Here is a 16223-nt window from a genome sequence, read left to right on the forward strand (position 1 = left end):
GCTTGGTTTTACCGGTCCAATGCGAATCTGTATTTGCAAACACCGACGTACCACGTAGAACGAACATAAACACGCCTCGCCTGTGCCTCGTCACAGGCTCTCATGATCCTATCAGGAGTACACTATGCGGTCGGAAAACGCGGCTCCCATTTTACTGAAAGATTATCAGCCAACCCCTTACCTCATCGAGAAGGTTGATCTTGACTTCAGGCTGAACCCCACACACACCACCGTGCGCAGCAAACTGACCGTGCGCCGGCGTGAAGGGGCTGCTGCAACGGCTGCCATCGAACTGGATGGGGATGATCTGAAGCTGGATGGCGTGTGCGTTGACGACATTCCGCTTGCAGAAGAGGAGTATACGGCCACACCAGACCGGCTGATGATCCCTGCTCCGGCAGCCGAGCGCTTCGAGCTGACCATCGACACGTCACTGGATCCATCAAAAAACACCCAGCTCATGGGTCTTTACGTTTCCAGCGGGACATTCTGCACACAATGTGAGGCGGAAGGCTTTCGGCGGATCACCTATTTCTATGACCGCCCGGATGTTCTGGCACCCTACACGACTCGCATGACGGCCAACAAGAAGGCTTATCCGGTTCTTCTGGGCAACGGCAATCTTGTCGAGAGCGGTGATGTTACGGGAACGGACGAACACTACGCTGTCTGGCACGACCCACACCCCAAGCCGTCCTATCTGTTCGCGCTGGTTGCCGGCAATCTGGCACACATCAGCACGGACTACACCACATCTTCGGGCAGTCCGGTGAAGCTGAACATCTACGTGGAGCACGGCAACGAGACACGCGCCGACTGGGCAATGGACAGTCTTGTCCGCTCCATGCGTTGGGATGAGCAGGTTTTTGGACGCGAATACGATCTCGACGTGTTTAATGTCGTGGCCATCTCAGACTTCAACATGGGAGCCATGGAGAACAAGGGCCTCAACATTTTCAATGACAAGTACATTCTGGCGGATCCCGACACAGCTTCGGATGCCGATTATGCAGGCATTGAAAGCGTCGTCGCGCATGAATACTTCCACAACTGGACCGGGAACCGCATCACCTGCCGTGACTGGTTTCAGCTTTGCCTGAAGGAAGGCCTGACGGTTTTCCGTGATCAGGAATTTTCCGCAGATGAACGCTCGCGCCCGGTCAAGCGCATTGCAGATGTGCAACGGCTCAAGGCGGCCCAGTTTCCAGAGGATGGCGGCCCGCTGGCGCATCCTGTACGGCCGGAGCAATACAAGGAAATCAATAACTTCTATACAGCGACCATTTATGAAAAAGGCGCTGAGCTTGTGCGGATGATCAAGACGCTACTCGGCGAACGCGGTTTCCGCAAAGGCATGGACCTGTATTTCGAGCGCCACGATGGTGAAGCTGCAACAATTGAAGACTTCATCAAATCCTTTGAAGACGCGACGGGAACCGACCTCCGCCATTTCATGCTGTGGTATTCACAGGCCGGCACACCTACCGTGACCGCCGAAGCTACCTATGATGCCCAGGCCCAGACGCTGACCCTGACTCTGTCGCAGGAAACCCGCCCCACGCCGAACCAACCCCAAAAGAAGCCACTGGTCATTCCAATTCGGTTTGGCCTCGTTGCAGCAAATGGAAAAGATGTTGGATACAGCAAGGTTGAAGGCGCGACGGTGAATGCCGATGTGCTGCTCCTGAATGAAGCGCAGCAAACCGTTGTGTTTCATGGCATTTCGGAAAAGCCCGTTCCCTCGCTGCTGCGCGAATTCTCCGCGCCGGTCAATTTGCGCAGCAATCTGAGCCTTGATGACCAATTGTTCCTGATGGGCAGGGACAGTGATCCCTTCAACCGCTGGCAGGCCGCACAAACGGTGGCAACCCGGTTACTGATCAGCCGCAGCCGAGGTGAAAACCTGCCGCAAGAGGCCAGCTTCATTGATGCACTTGGAGAGATTGCAGCAGATACGTGTCTGGATACCGCATTCCGCGCGCTGGCCCTGCAATTGCCCTCAGAGGCGGATCTGGCTCGGGAGATCGGCGAAAACGTGGACCCTGATGCCATTGGCCGTGCTCATGAGGACCTGCGTGCCGCTATTGGCCAGCGGCTTTACGGCTATCTGCGTGATCTGTATGTGGAGTTGGCTCCGAAAGACAGCAGGTTCGACCCCGGCGCATCGGCAGCAGGCGTGCGTGCATTGCGTAATCGCCTACTGGGTTATCTGGCTGCCTCCGGCGAAGCGGAAGGACATGGTCTGGTGAAGGCCCATTTCGATTCCGCCAACAACATGACCGACCGACTGTCTGCACTCGTCCTGCTTGATCACCTGAATCTGCCAGGCAAGACAGAGGCATTGGCAGCATTCGAGGCGCGTCACAAAACAGATCATCTGGCCATGGACAAGTGGTTTACGGTTCAAGCCACGTGTCCTGCTCCGGGAACGCTGGCACGTGTCAAGGAACTGACCAACCATCCAGCTTTCTCCTGGACCAATCCGAACCGAGTGCGCTCGGTCGTCGGCGCTTTTTGTGCCGGAAACCAGCGCCAGTTCAACGCCCCAGATGGATCCGGTTATGACTATCTGGCGGAAACTACTTTGCAAATTGACGGCAAAAACCCTCAACTTGCAGCCCGGATCCTGAACTCTTTCCGTTCCTGGCGGTCTTTGGAGGCCGGGCGGCAAGAAAAAGCAAAAGCCGCGCTGAAGAGCATTCTCGACTCGGGTCAGGAGCTATCTACCGACACGAAGGATATTGCAGAAAGGTGTCTTCAGTAGCCTTTGCCCAGACTATCCAAATGTCTCCCAGAACGGCGGTGCCCAGCATCGCCGTTTTCTTTTGTTTTTGCATTTGGACTCTAGACAAGCCGAATCGTTTGGATTCAAATGGAAGTGATTCGGGCTACGGCAACGGCTCGAAACGTGAGCGGCGGACTTTTACATTTGGGGGCAATCTATGGCACGGGCCTTTTCACAGGGCGCGACGGCACGGCGATTCATGCGCTTACCCAAGCGCATATCCGGCGCCGAGGCTTTGACGGGACACATCAAACTACTCGCGCAACCCGCGTACCACAGGCTTATTACCACCGAACCGTTTCTTCGGAAACTGATTCCCGCACTGTGCATTGTTTTTATTGTTTGCATGGCCACGTTTCGCGGGCTCGAACTTACCTACGACTATGACCAGATCGCCCAGAAGGCCGAGGATGACCTGACACTCATCGCAACGGCCCTCACGGTGCAGATGGACAGCTATGAAGGCACATTGCCGGAAGTGGGGTACCACACCGCACTTCAAAATGCGCTGGCTGAGTCCCTGCCCCCACGCGCCACCAGTCAGGGGCGCCAGATCATGCTGACGGACCAGAGCGGCAAGATTGTTGCAACGGCCCCGATCCGCCCCGAGGTTGAAGGCCTGAACCTCACCAGTTTGCTGGGGGCAAGCCAGCCAATGACCTTTTTCGGCAAGCGCGCCGGTGTCCTCACGCTGCATGAGGGACAGGATGATGCAGCGCTTGCGACCGTTCACCACTTGAAAGGTCGTCTTGGCATGGTTGCCGTGGTGCAGCCCGAGCACGCTGTATTTGCCGGCTGGCGTGCCGAAGTGTCTGCCAATGTCACGATTTTCGTTGGCACGGCCAGTGTCCTGCTCGTGCTGATCTATGCCTTTTTCGCTCAGGCGACCCGTGCTCAACAGGCTGACGCCATCTATGCCGCAACCCGTGCCCGCATTGATACGGCCCTGACCCGCGGACGCTGCGGCTTGTTTGACTGGGATCTGTCTCGTGGCCGGATTTTCTGGTCTGCCTCGCTCTATGAAATGCTGGGGCTGGAACCCCGCAATGACATCATGGGCTTTGCCGACATTACGAAGCTGACCCACCCTGATGACATCGACCTCTATCAACTGGCTCTGGACCTGATGGAAACCGGTGAGAGCACGGTCGATCAACAGTTCCGCATGCGCCATGCCGATGGTTCGTGGATCTGGCTGCGTGCCCGCGCTGAGGTTCAGATTGATGAGGGCACTTCGGAGCCACATCTGATCGGCATTTGCATTGACGTCACCGAGCAGAAGGAACTGGCCGAGCAAAGCCGCACAGCCGACCTGCGGCTGCGGGATGCGATCGAGACAATTTCAGAAGCGTTCGTGCTGTGGGATACGGAAAACCGACTTGTCATGTGCAATTCCAACTACCGGGCCTTGCACAATCTTCCAGACCATGTGGCCCAGTCCGGCACCCCGTATGCCACGGTCATGGCTGCAGCGCGTCAGCGCATCGTCCAGACCTCAGAGCCGACCCAGAGCGACGAGATCGAGCTGGCCGACACCTACGAAGCAGAGTTGGAAGACGGTCGCTGGCTGCAGGTCTCCGAACGACGCACCAAGGACGGTGGCTTCGTCTCGGTCGGCACCGACATTACGCCATTGAAACGCCATGAAGAGCAGCTTCTGAACTCCGAACGCCAGTTGATGGCAACTGTAGCTGACCTGCGCCAGTCTCGTCAGAAACTGGAAACTCAGGCCCAGCAACTGGTTGAGTTGGCGGAGAAGTACGCCGAGGAGAAGACCCGCGCCGAGGATGCCAACCAGGCAAAGTCCGAGTTCCTTGCCAACATCTCCCATGAGTTGCGCACGCCGCTCAATGCGATCATTGGGTTCTCTGAAATCATGACGCAGCAAATGTTCGGTACTCTTGGCAGCGATAAGTACGAAGAATACTGCAAAGACATTCACTCCAGTGGCACTTACCTTCTCAACGTCATCAACGACATTCTCGATATGTCCAAGATCGAGGCAGGACGCCTGGAGCTGGCCGTGGAAAACGTGCAGATTGATCATCTTGTGGAAGAAGCAACCCGGATCATTTCTGCAACCGCAGCTGAAAAGAGCATTACCGTTTCCAGCGAGAACGTGCCGGCCATTGGCATTGATGCGGACAGACGGGCTGTCAAGCAGATCCTCTTGAACCTGCTGGCCAATGCGGTGAAGTTCACGCCTGATAACGGTCAGGTCTGGGTCACGGGAGAACAGGTCAAGGATTCCGCCGTCCTGAAAATAAAGGACAACGGAATCGGCATATCCAAAAAGGATATCGACCGTCTCGCCAAACCATTCGTTCAGGTAGAAAACCAATTCACCAAGACCCACAAGGGCTCTGGCCTGGGACTGGCGATTGCCCGCTCACTTTGCGAGTTGCATGGCGGCAAGATGGAACTGAAATCCGAGGTGGGCGAAGGTACGGAAGTAACCATTTATCTACCCATCAAGACAGCAACGCCCAAAAGAGCGGAAGCCGCCTGAGCCATCCCTCCCTGCACATAGCTGACAAGGGCCAGTTCACCATGAACTGGCCCTTTTTGTTTTTCCAGGGCAGATGGGTTGATCTCATGCCTGCTCTAGCTGGGCATGATCTCAACTTGAAACGCGAACAGGACCCACAATCTCTTCAAATACGTTGCGAACATTTTCCTGCCCCTCTTCCAACAACCGTGTCAGGTGATCAAACGTTGGCTGACCGCCCGCCATGACCAAAAGATCAAGCAGTCCGCGTGGGGCAGTTTGCGGATCAAACTTGCCGGATAGCGTCAGCTTCAGGATCTGACTCAAAGCTTCGTAGAGGCGCAATTGGGGAACAAGTATCTCTGCATGCGCTTCGCTCAACACGCCAGCCTTCACGCAAGCCTGAAGGGCTGTTTCAGTCTTCTGCTGCAGAACAGACGAATGAGCTGCGCCATGAGACAACTGCAGAAACTGGGCGATGAACTCGATATCCACCAGGCCGCCGGGGATTTGTTTCAGGTCCCATGGGCTCTTGGCCGGCTTTTCCTTCTGGATGCGGGCCCGCATGTCGGCGACCTCCGCAGCGAGCTTTGCGACGTCCCGGTCCCCGGCCTTGATGGTGCGAATACCCTCTTCGATCTGGGAGGTGAAGGTCGCGCAGGTCGAGGCGATGACCCGGGCGCGGGTGAGTGCCATGTGCTCCCATGTCCACGCTTCCTTGCGCTGGTACTCGGTGAAGGAGGAGAAACGCGTTGCCAACGGCCCTGAGTTGCCCGAGGGCCTGAGGCGGAAATCCACCTCGAACAAGACCCCTTCCGCAGTGGGAGCGGTAAGCGCGCTGACCAGGCGCTGGGTAAGCCGCGCAAAGTATTGAGTTGGTGCCAATGACCTTTTGCCATCGCTTTCCAGAGTATCTTCCGGCACTTCATAAAGCAGGATCAGATCGAGGTCGGAGCTGCAGGTAATCTCCTGCCCGCCCAGTTTGCCCATGGCCAGCAATGCCACTTGAGCACCGGGCATCTTGCCATGAGCTTCTTCCAGTTCGTGCCAAACGCGGCTCAGGAGTTGCTCCAAGACCGCCTGCGCAAGGTAGGACAGGCATTCGCCCATCTGCAACGGCGTGATGCTATCCGTCAACAAGCGCAAGCCGAGCAGAAACTGCTGCTCCTGCACGAAGATGCGCGCCCGGTCGAGGGCCTCTTCATAAAAGCGCGCCTGCCCCAGAGTTGTTTCCAGGCCTGAAACGATCTGCTCCTGTGTCGGCACATCTCCGAAGAAGGCCGGATCCAATACCGCATCCAGAACATGGACCCGCTTGGAGACGATCTCGGCCATGCGCGGCGCCGACCCCATGACCGTGGCCAACAGATTCAGCAGATGGGGATTGGAGCGCAAAAGCCCAAACAGCTGCACTCCGGCGGGCAGCTTGGACAAGAAGGCGTCAAAACTGAGAAGCGCGCTGTCAGCGTTGTCCGTTTTTGCCAGTGCATCCAGAAGCACGGGATGCAACTCGGTGAGGCGTTCACGCGACTTGGCGGTGCGCATGGCAGGATAGCGACCATAATGCCACTCCCGAATGATGCGAATGGCTTCGGAAGGGCGTTTGAAGCCCAGACGCTCCAGCGTTGCCAGTGTGTCTGGATCGTCGCTGTCTCCGGTAAAGACGAGGTTTCCGAGGCTGTCAGTCAATTCCGGTTCATTTTCGAACAGGCCGGAATAATGATGCTGAACCGTGCGGAACCGCGTGAGCAAGTCTCGGGTGAACGTTTCCTGACTGGTGTAGCCCATCAAATGGTAGACACGCGCCAAGGCATCTGCGTCGGTGGGCAGAATGTGCGTCTGCTCATCGTTGACCATCTGAATGCAGTGCTCGACCTTGCGCAGGTAGATGTAAGCTTCGGTGAGTTCATCCTTGGTTACGGTATCGATCCAACCGTGAGACACCAGTTCTTCCAGGGTGACCAGCGTCTGCCGGGTGCGAAGATCCGGATTGCGCCCTCCAGCAATCAACTGCTGGGTCTGGGCGAAGAACTCCACCTCACGGATGCCACCTCTTCCAAGCTTCACGTTGTGGCCAGCCACGGTGATCTTGCCGAACCCCTTGTGCGCGTGGATCTGACGCTTGATGGAGTGCACATCGGAGATGGCGGCGTAGTCCAGATACTTGCGCCAGATGAAGGGCCGAATTTCGGAGAGAAAACTCTCGCCAGCAGCGATATCCCCGGCGCAAGGACGCGCCTTGATGAGCGCGGCACGCTCCCAGTTCTGACCGAGACTTTCATAGTAAACCAACGCTGCCGGAACCGAGATGGCAAGCGGTGTCGCCCCCGGATCGGGGCGCAGCCGCAAGTCTGTCCGGAACACATAGCCGTCGCCGGTGCGCTCACTCATCATCTTGACGATACGCCGGGTCATGCGGACAAACTCGACCGGAGGCTCGGCTCCATTTTGCAGGCGGCTGTATTCCGGCTCATAAAGAACGATCAGATCGATATCCGAGGAATAATTCAACTCCCCCGCACCGTGCTTTCCCATGGCAAGGATGAAAAAGCCTGCCTGCTTTTCCGGAGAAGCCGGATCGGCCGGATCGAACCGCCCACGGGCCTGAAGATCTCGGTAACACAGGCGCACACAGGCATTCAGAGAGACATCGGCAAAATCCGACAGCGCGCCGGTAACCATCTCGAGCGGCCACACACCACCCAGATCAGCCAGCCCGGTCGTGAGAGCCAGCTCCTGTTTGGCGCGGCGCAGGGCCTGCATCAATCCCGCTTCAGAAATCTCCGCATCATAGGCGTCGTGAAGGCACAGGTTGGTGATGGTGGCTTCGGGCGCGGTGAGAACAATCCGAAGCAAACGGGCGATATCACGCAGCGCCAGCTCTTTCAAAAAAGCCGAGTTCGTGACAACGCCCGTCAAAAATGGTTTGAGAGCCGGATAGGTGCGGAAAGCCTCGGCAAATGCCTCGGACATCTCTGCTTTTTCGATGGCTTTCTCAATATCCTGCCAATGGGCCTGAGCCAACCGCTCGTCCGGGGCCACCGGTCCGCCATCAAGGCGTTGTGCCAGACACGCCGTTTCTTCAAGAGGTTGCGCTTTGGACCCGTTGCTCTCGTGTGTCACCACTGTCTCCACCACCGTTCACGTCAGAAACCAGTGGCAACACCAACCGGGCTACAAGGCCCGGCTCGCCGCTGGTCAACTCCAGTTGACCATGATGGACCCCGGCTACCGCCTTGATCAAGGCCAGACCCAGTCCCGACCCTGGTTCTGAACGGCTGTTATCGAGACGTACGAACCGTTCGCACACGCGCTCAACCTCGGTCGCGGGAATGCCTGTCCCATTGTCAGCAACTTCAAGCAATGCCGACTGGCCGCGTTGATACAGGCGAACGCTGACTTCTGCCGGTGTTTCAGGGTGATATGGTCGTCCGTACTTGAGGGCATTCTCGATCAGGTTGGCAAGAGCCTGAGACAGCAATTGACGGTCACCCATCACGCAAAGATCCGCGTCAACGGAACTGTGGAAGAGAACACCTTGATCCTCGGCAACCGGTTCGTACAGCTCGCAGAGGTCCTCAGCTATGCTGTGCAGCGGCAATCTTTCCATATGCACGCCCTCCGATCCCGCTTCAACGCGGGCGATTCTCAAGAGCGCGTTGAAGGTATTGATCAGTTCATCGGTCTCGACAAGCGTTTCCTCAAGTGCCTCGCGCAGTTCCGGTTCTGTCTGGCGTTCGCGCAATGCTTCTTCCACGCGCCCGCGCATCCGCGTCAGTGGTGTCTTGAGATCGTGAGCGATGTTGTCCGATACTTCCTTCAAGCCCTTCAGGAGCTCTTCAATGCGCTCCAGCATCTGGTTCAGGCTGATGGCAAGACGATCGAACTCATCCCCGCTGCCGGTCACTTCCAGACGCTGAGACAGGTCGCCGGCCATGATGTGCTGGCTGCTGCGGGTCATGCCATCCATGCGCTTGAGGATCCGCCGACTGATAAAGAACCAGACGGCGACAGCCAGAACCACCATGCCGGCCAGCCAGAGCTTGAGTGCATCTCCCAAAAGCCCATGCAGCCGTGACTGTTCTTCCAACTCCCGCCCCACCAGCAAACGAAAATTGCCGGGCAGCTTGAATACCCGCACAACTGCCTCATAGGTTTCAGGCATAGCCGCTTCGCCCTCAACGGTTTCACTGAGGCGTTGGTAATTGACAAAATGTATTTCCCCATCCGCCTTGTCGAGCACAGCCGTTGGCAGATGGGAAATGTTGCCGGCAATCAGATTTCCGGCGAAATCGACCAAAAGGTAGAGATTGGCGTTGGGTTGTCGTACCCGGCGCTCGATGGCTTGGGCCAATCCGGTGATGCCGCCAAAGGCGTAGGGTTCCGTCAGACCGTTCACATCCGCGTCCACCGTCTGCACCACCTGCTCTCGCATCAGCGCATCGGTGTTGCTGGAAATGAACTGGAACAAAAACAGCGACAGACCAATGAACACCGTGATGGTGATCAAGGACAACTTGAAGGAGGTCGTGCGGACCAATCTAGCCAGCGCTGTCACGGATCGAATACCCTGCACCGCGGATGGTATGAAGAAGTTGCGTCTCGAAGCCCTTGTCGATCTTTGATCGCAACCGGGAGATATGGACATCTATCACGTTGGTCTGCGGGTCAAAGTGATAGTCCCACACGTTTTCCAGCAGCATGGTGCGCGTGACGACCTGCCCGGCGTGTTTCATGAGGTACTCAAGCAGGCGAAATTCGCGTGGTTGCAACACAATGGGCTGGCCAGCTCGTGTCACGGTATGAGCCAGCCTGTCCAATACGAGGTCTCCCACTTTCAAATGCGTTTCCACCTGAGTTGCAGATTGACGACGCCCCAGAACTTCCACCCGGGCCAACAACTCGGAAAACGCGTAGGGCTTGGGAAGATAGTCATCACCGCCCGCGCGCAGCCCCTCCACACGATCATCCACTTGCGACAACGCAGACAGGATCAGCACAGGCGTGTGATTGCCCGCCTTGCGCAGTTCCTCAATGACCGACAGGCCGTCTCTTTTGGGCAACATGCGATCAACCACAAGCACGTCCCAGGATTGCGCCAGCGCGTACTCCAGCCCCTCTTCGCCATCTGCCGCATGGTCGGGGTTATGACCGGCTTCCTTCAGGGCCTTGAGCAAATACTGGGCCGCCTGACTATCATCTTCTATGATCAGGATTTTCATTGCACAACCATCCTCCGGCGGTGGTTCTAGCACCCTCGCGCAGCCGGGCAAACACTTGTCCCGACCCAAAGGCACAGCATTGAGACCTTTCCCGCTCCTTGACACAGGAAAAACACCTGCGGCGAACCGCAGGTGTTTTGCAATTTCGGCCAGCCCCTCAAAAGAGACGGGGGACATGGGGGCTGGCCACGGGGCCAATAATCAGGCGTCTTCGAACGGGATCGCCACAAACAGTGTGTTGTTGTTGCTGGTCACACGAAGCAACACAGCCTTGCGTCCCTGTTCACGAGCGGCTTCAACCTGCTCGGCAACGTCAGCAGGGGTTGAAACGTCCTTGCCCGCGACAGCCGTAATAATCGCACCCTCACGCAAGCCTTTTTCGGCGGCTGGACTATCAGGATCTACACGAACCACGACAACACCTTCACCGTCCACTCCGGCTTCCTTGGCAGTCGCCAGTTCAAGTCCCAGGCTATCAACAAGGGCCGTGCCATCATCGCCGGTGACTGCGGCAACCTGTTCATCCTGAGGATAGGTGCCGAGTTTCACGGTCATTTCGATGACTTCGCCATCACGCCACAGGGTGATCACGACCTCCGAGTCCGGACGGTAGTCGGCAATGGTGCGTGCCAGTTCGCGAGGACCATCCACTTCCTGATCATCCACTTTCAAAATAACATCACCCGAGCGAAGGCCAGCCTTGGCTGCCGGTGTGTCCTCCTGAGTTTCCGCGACCAATGTGCCATCGGTGTTTTCGAGACCAAGAGACTCGGCAATGTCATCCGTCACCGGCTGGATCTGGACACCAAGCCAACCGCGTGTTACGGACCCGTCTTCCTTAAGGTCAGCAATGATCTTGCTGGCGGTGGCTGCCGGAATGGCAAACGCAATCCCAACGTTGCCGCCGCTAGGAGAGATAATGGCGGAGTTAACGCCAATCACTTCGCCGTGAATGTTGAAGGCAGGGCCACCGGAGTTGCCGCGGTTCACAGAGGCATCGATCTGGATAAAGTCATCATAAAGGCTGGCGCCGATGTCACGCCCCCGTGCGGAGACGATACCTGCGGTAACCGTGCCGCCCAACCCGAACGGGTTCCCAACGGCAACGACCCACTCACCCACCATTGGGGTCTGATCGGCAAACCCGACATAGGTGAAGTTCTTGTCAGCGTCTACTTTCAGCAAGGCCAAGTCGGATCGTTCGTCAGTGCCAACCAGTTTCGCCTCGTATTCTTCGCCATCATCGGTCACGACGGTGAACTCGGTGCCATTCTTGACCACATGATCGTTGGTGACCAGATAGCCATCTTCCGAAATAAAGAACCCAGATCCCTGAGACTGGCCGAACCGGCGTGGGGTGCGCCGCTCTTTGTCGCCGCCACCGCCGAATTCATCAAAGAAGTGACGGAACGGATGATCCTTGGGCAGGTTGCGGAACATGGGCGGCACACCGCCCAGCGGGTTTGATGCAGCTTTGATTTCCGACCGCACTCGCACGCTCACCACCGCCGGCTGCACAGCTTCAACAACCGGTGCAAAATTTGCCATAGCCGGTGCATCTACGCGCACAGGGTCAGCAAATGCAGGCGCTGTAGGAAGCGCCACCGGCGCTACCAACGCACCCGTTACAGCCAAAGCGACAGCACCTGTGAGGAGTTTCGAACGAAGGGTTGTTTTCATGTTCACGGCTTCCATTCAATTCAAATCCGGTAAAACTAAGGGAGTGGAGAGAGGGCCCGCGCCGGCTTTGGATCCGACGGCTCTCCCGAACTTGAAGAGGACTATGCCGCAGCGAATATTACGGCGACCTATCTGCCAGATTAAGCTTCTGTAATATTGGAGGCCAACCGCTCAAGCAGGTGCCCGTCCTTCTACCGTGGTCACAACGGCGGCCGTACCTTCCAGTGTCTTGTGAACCGGACACTTATCAGCAATTTCCAGTAGTTTCTCGCGGGTTTGGTCATCAACCTGCCCGTCGATCCGTATCCGGCGTTCAAAGCGGTCGATCTTTCCGGCCTTGCCTTCAGCAACAGCCCCGCAATCATTGCAATGAGCAGAGGCCACCTTTTCATGATCCACGGTAACCGAGATAGGGCCGACCTCAAGCTTCTTGAAACCAGCATAGATTCGCAGCGTCATCGAGGTACAGGCAGCCAACGCAACACTGACATAATCGTAAGGAGAAGGGCCGGTATCGTCGCCGCCGACCGAAGCGGGCTCGTCGGCGATCATACGATGCCTTCCGACCTTGACCATGTTCTGGAACTTCCCAAGTCCGGTTTCCTGAACAAGCGCGCTGACCGGCTGGTCATCAACATCCGAGGATTGAGGCGTTTGTTTCGTGAGATAGCGCGATGCCCATCCGGCGATCACAGTGGCTGCGTATTCCGCATCGTCCGCCCGGCTCAAGAGATGATCCGCTGTATCCAGTGAGACAAAGCTCTTGGGATGCTTGGCCGCGAGGAAAATGTCGCTGGCATTATCAACCCCCACGATCTCGTCCAGGGGCGCATGCATGACAAGCAGCGCCTTGCGCAGATGGGAAATCTGCGTTTTCACATCATGGTTTTCCAGATCTTCAAGGAACTGACGCTGGATGGTGAACTCGCGGCCGGCCAGCGAAACAGTCGCCTCTCCCTCGTCGCGGATGGTATCGAGCGCCACCTCGAAGTTTTGCACCACGTGGTTTGCGGTGGAGGGAGCCCCAATTGTGACGACGGCCTTTGCCTCAGGGATTTCGGGGGCTGCTGCCAAAACGGCAGCACCGCCAAGAGAATGCCCGATCAACAGCTCCGGAGCTTCGAACGAACGACGCATGTAGTCGGTTGCGGATAGCAAGTCTTGAAGATTGCTGGAAAAATTGGAGGACGAGAAGTCTCCACCGCTGCCGCCAAGACCCGTAAAATCGAACCTGAGAACCGCGATCCCCTCCCTCGTGAGGGCTTGCGCGATGTTTCGCGCTGCAGATAGGTCTTTCGAGCATGTGAAGCAGTGTGCAAAGAGGGCGTAGGCACGGATCGTTCCCGCCGGCAAATCCAGCCTTGCGGCAAGATCCGCGCCGGAAGCGCCTTTGAAACTCAACTTCTGCGGATGCTGGTTCATGTCTATCTCCGGTGATGCATCGTGGGACACGTCCTCATTGAGGTAAGCGCCCCACTCACGCATATAAAGGGAGAAGACCTATCAAATTGAGCAGAAAGGATCACTCTTCCTTGAAGAGGTCCTCCAGCTCTTGCTTTTCCTTGGCGCTAAGCGGCGGTGGCACCAGCCCTTCGGAAATCTGTTTGCGCCGGCGGCGCAGGCCGATAAAAATCACGGCGGCGCCGACCAGCAGGATCAAGGGACCGCCTGCCCATAACAACCAGGTGTGAGGCGCAAAACGCGGCTTCATCAGAACGAACTCACCATAGCGCTCGACCAGATAATCAAGCACTTCCTGATCGCTGTCCCCTTCTTGAAGGCGCTCACGGACCAGCAGCCGCAAATCCTTGGCAAGCTGGGCGTTGGAGTCATCTATCGACTGGTTCTGGCAAACAACACAGCGTATCTCCGCTGAAAGATCACGCGCCCGTTGCTCAAGGGCCGGATCATCCAGCATCTCATCCGGATTGACAGCCAACGCCGGTCCGCCCCAAAGCGCCATAACCAACAGAAGAGCGGAAAGAACCGTGTTTCTCATGGCCTCACCTCACTCTGCCGGGGTGCTGGCCGCACGGGCACGGGCCGTTGCACTCTTACGAGCCGGTTGTGGTGCGCCCACATGGAGCTTGCGATCCAGCAAGGCAATGAGTCCGCCGAGGGACATGACGAGGGCTCCGATCCATATCAGTGTGATCAAGGGCTTGTAGTAGACCCGTGTCACCAGACCGCCATCTGCCGTGTTGTCGCCCATGGAAATGTAGATCTGCGAGAAGCCTTCCGTGTGGAGCGCCGCTTCCGTCATCGGTCGCCCGCTGGCATTGTAAACGCGTTTGGACGGATACATGCTGTCAATTACCATCCCATCCTGACGCAAGGTGAATTCGGCTACCCGCTCCACGAAGTTGGGTCCGCGCTGATCCCAGGTTCGATCATAGGTGATGCTGTATCCTGCCACATCCCGTGTCTGACCCGGCTGCATGGTCAGTACAGTCTCGGTCTCATATGCCGAAACAGTGACAATACCCAGCGCCGTCAGCCCAACGCCAAGGTGCCCCAGCGCCGTTGCAAAGACCGTTCGCGGCAAACCAACAAAGCGATGCATGGCCTTTGACCATCCCACCTTGTGGGGCTTGATGCGGTCCACGATTTCCCAAAGGGCGCCAAAAATGACCCAGAACGAGATACCAAAGCCCAGTGCCGCCAGTATGTTCTGTCCCCCCATGAACCACGCGAGCAGCATCATCGCGACCAGTGTCATCCCGAAAGCCAAGGCCAGACGCTGGGTAACGCCCCACAAATCACCCCGCTTCCACGCCAGCAACTGGCCGAAAGGCATCATCAGCAAAACGGGTACCATGAGCGGACCGAAGGTGAGATTGAAGAACGGCGGCCCCACGGAAATCTTTTCTCCGGTCATGGCTTCCAAAACGAGTGGATACAACGTGCCGAAAAAGACCGCTGCCGTTGCTGTGGTCAGGAACAGGTTGTTGAGCACCAAGGCCCCTTCCCGGCTGACAGGTGCAAACAGACCACCCTGCTTCAAAAGCGGCGCCCGCCAGGCAAAAATGGACAGCGAGCCTCCAACGAAGACCATCAGGATACCGAGGATGAACAATCCACGTTCCGGGTCAACCGCGAAGGCATGCACAGAGGTCAGCACACCAGAGCGCACCAGGAATGTTCCCAGCAAGGACAACGAGAAGGTCAACAGCGCGAGGAAGATTGTCCAGACTTTCAGCGCGTCGCGCTTTTCCATGACGATGGCCGAATGCAGCAGCGCGGTTCCGGTCAGCCACGGCATGAACGAGGCATTCTCGACAGGATCCCAGAACCACCAGCCCCCCCAACCGAGCTCGTAGTAGGCCCAATAAGACCCCATTGCGATACCCAGTGTCAGGAAGACCCAAGACACCAGTACCCATGGCCGGACCCAGCGCGCCCATGCCGCATCAATACGGCCAATAATCAGCGCTGCAATGGCAAACGAGAACACGATGGAAAATCCGACGTATCCCACATAAAGCAGCGGCGGATGGATCGCCAAACCGATGTCTTGCAACATCGGATTCAGGTCGCGGCCTTCCATTGGAGGCTGCGCCACCCGCAAAAACGGGTTGGAACTGAACACCACGAACACCAGGAAGGCAAAGCTCACCCACCCTTGTGCGCCAAGGGTCGCCGCGCGCAGCTGCTGGGGCAGGTTGCGACTGAACATCGACACCAGCGCCCCGAACAGGACAAGGATCAACACCCAAAGAAGAATGGACCCTTCGTGGTTCCCCCACACGCCGGAAATCTTGTAGATCAGCGGCTTGTCCGAGTGGGAGTTCTCAATGACGTTCAAGACTGAAAAATCCGAGGTCAGATAAGCGTGCGTGAGCGCGGCAAACGCAATCAACACCAGCACGAACTGTGCGTTTGCCAGCGGCGGCGCAACGGCCATCATGCGTTGATCGTGCCGTAGCGCGCCCCAAACCGGAAAAACGCTTTGCACCAGCGACGCCACCAGCGCCAGGACCAATGCATAATGTCCAATCTCGATGATCATGGTGGGTTCCTGTCTTACCTGCCTGATCCCTAGTATAGG

General features: G+C 57.2%; 9 protein-coding genes. 2 read left to right on the forward strand and 7 right to left on the reverse strand.

All coding sequences use genetic code 11. From position 1 onward, the window contains the following. The first annotated feature begins 124 nt into the window (after positions 1 to 124). Positions 125 to 2764 carry an aminopeptidase N gene (gene pepN / locus G512_RS0118370; RefSeq protein ID WP_028482972.1) on the forward strand — a complete coding sequence of 880 codons (2640 nt, stop codon included), beginning with the start codon at positions 125 to 127 and terminating at the stop codon, positions 2762 to 2764. 178 nt (positions 2765 to 2942) lie between these two features. Beyond that, positions 2943 to 5294: a PAS domain-containing sensor histidine kinase gene (locus tag G512_RS0118375; RefSeq protein WP_028482973.1), complete on the forward strand. Its 2352-nt coding sequence runs from the start codon at positions 2943 to 2945 to the stop codon at positions 5292 to 5294. A 111-nt stretch (positions 5295 to 5405) separates the two neighbouring features. Here the strand turns inward: G512_RS0118375 and G512_RS21805 are convergent, their stop codons facing one another. From G512_RS21805 to G512_RS0118410, 7 genes are all read right to left on the reverse strand, one after another. Continuing rightward, positions 5406 to 8396, reverse strand: coding sequence for a bifunctional [glutamine synthetase] adenylyltransferase/[glutamine synthetase]-adenylyl-L-tyrosine phosphorylase (locus G512_RS21805; protein ID WP_208975067.1), 2991 nt, complete (start codon positions 8394 to 8396; stop codon positions 5406 to 5408). After that, positions 8356 to 9831 (reverse strand): sensor histidine kinase, encoded by a 1476-nt coding sequence (locus tag G512_RS0118385; RefSeq protein ID WP_028482974.1) that lies wholly within the window; start codon positions 9829 to 9831, stop codon positions 8356 to 8358. Before G512_RS0118385 ends, G512_RS21805 begins: the two co-directional genes overlap by 41 nt. After that, on the reverse strand, positions 9815 to 10495 hold the full coding sequence (locus G512_RS0118390) for a response regulator transcription factor (RefSeq protein ID WP_028482975.1): 681 nt from the start codon (positions 10493 to 10495) through the stop codon (positions 9815 to 9817). The genes G512_RS0118385 and G512_RS0118390 overlap by 17 nt, the downstream gene beginning before the upstream one ends. A 201-nt stretch (positions 10496 to 10696) precedes the next feature. Further along, positions 10697 to 12175: a Do family serine endopeptidase gene (locus G512_RS0118395; protein ID WP_228130533.1), complete on the reverse strand. Its 1479-nt coding sequence runs from the start codon at positions 12173 to 12175 to the stop codon at positions 10697 to 10699. 171 nt (positions 12176 to 12346) lie between these two features. Further along, positions 12347 to 13597, reverse strand: a complete 1251-nt coding sequence (locus G512_RS0118400) for a bifunctional alpha/beta hydrolase/OsmC family protein (RefSeq protein WP_028482977.1) — start codon at positions 13595 to 13597, stop codon at positions 12347 to 12349. 100 nt (positions 13598 to 13697) lie between these two features. Next, positions 13698 to 14174 (reverse strand): cytochrome c-type biogenesis protein, encoded by a 477-nt coding sequence (locus G512_RS0118405; RefSeq protein WP_028482978.1) that lies wholly within the window; start codon positions 14172 to 14174, stop codon positions 13698 to 13700. A 9-nt stretch (positions 14175 to 14183) separates the two neighbouring features. Next, a complete protein-coding gene (locus tag G512_RS0118410; RefSeq protein WP_028482979.1) occupies positions 14184 to 16184 on the reverse strand; it encodes a heme lyase CcmF/NrfE family subunit in 2001 nt (666 codons plus the stop codon). Positions 16185 to 16223 lie beyond the last annotated feature (39 nt).

The sequence above is a fragment of the Pseudovibrio exalbescens DSM 16456 genome, from assembly GCF_000422785.1.
Lineage (GTDB): Bacteria > Pseudomonadota > Alphaproteobacteria > Rhizobiales > Stappiaceae > Pseudovibrio > Pseudovibrio exalbescens.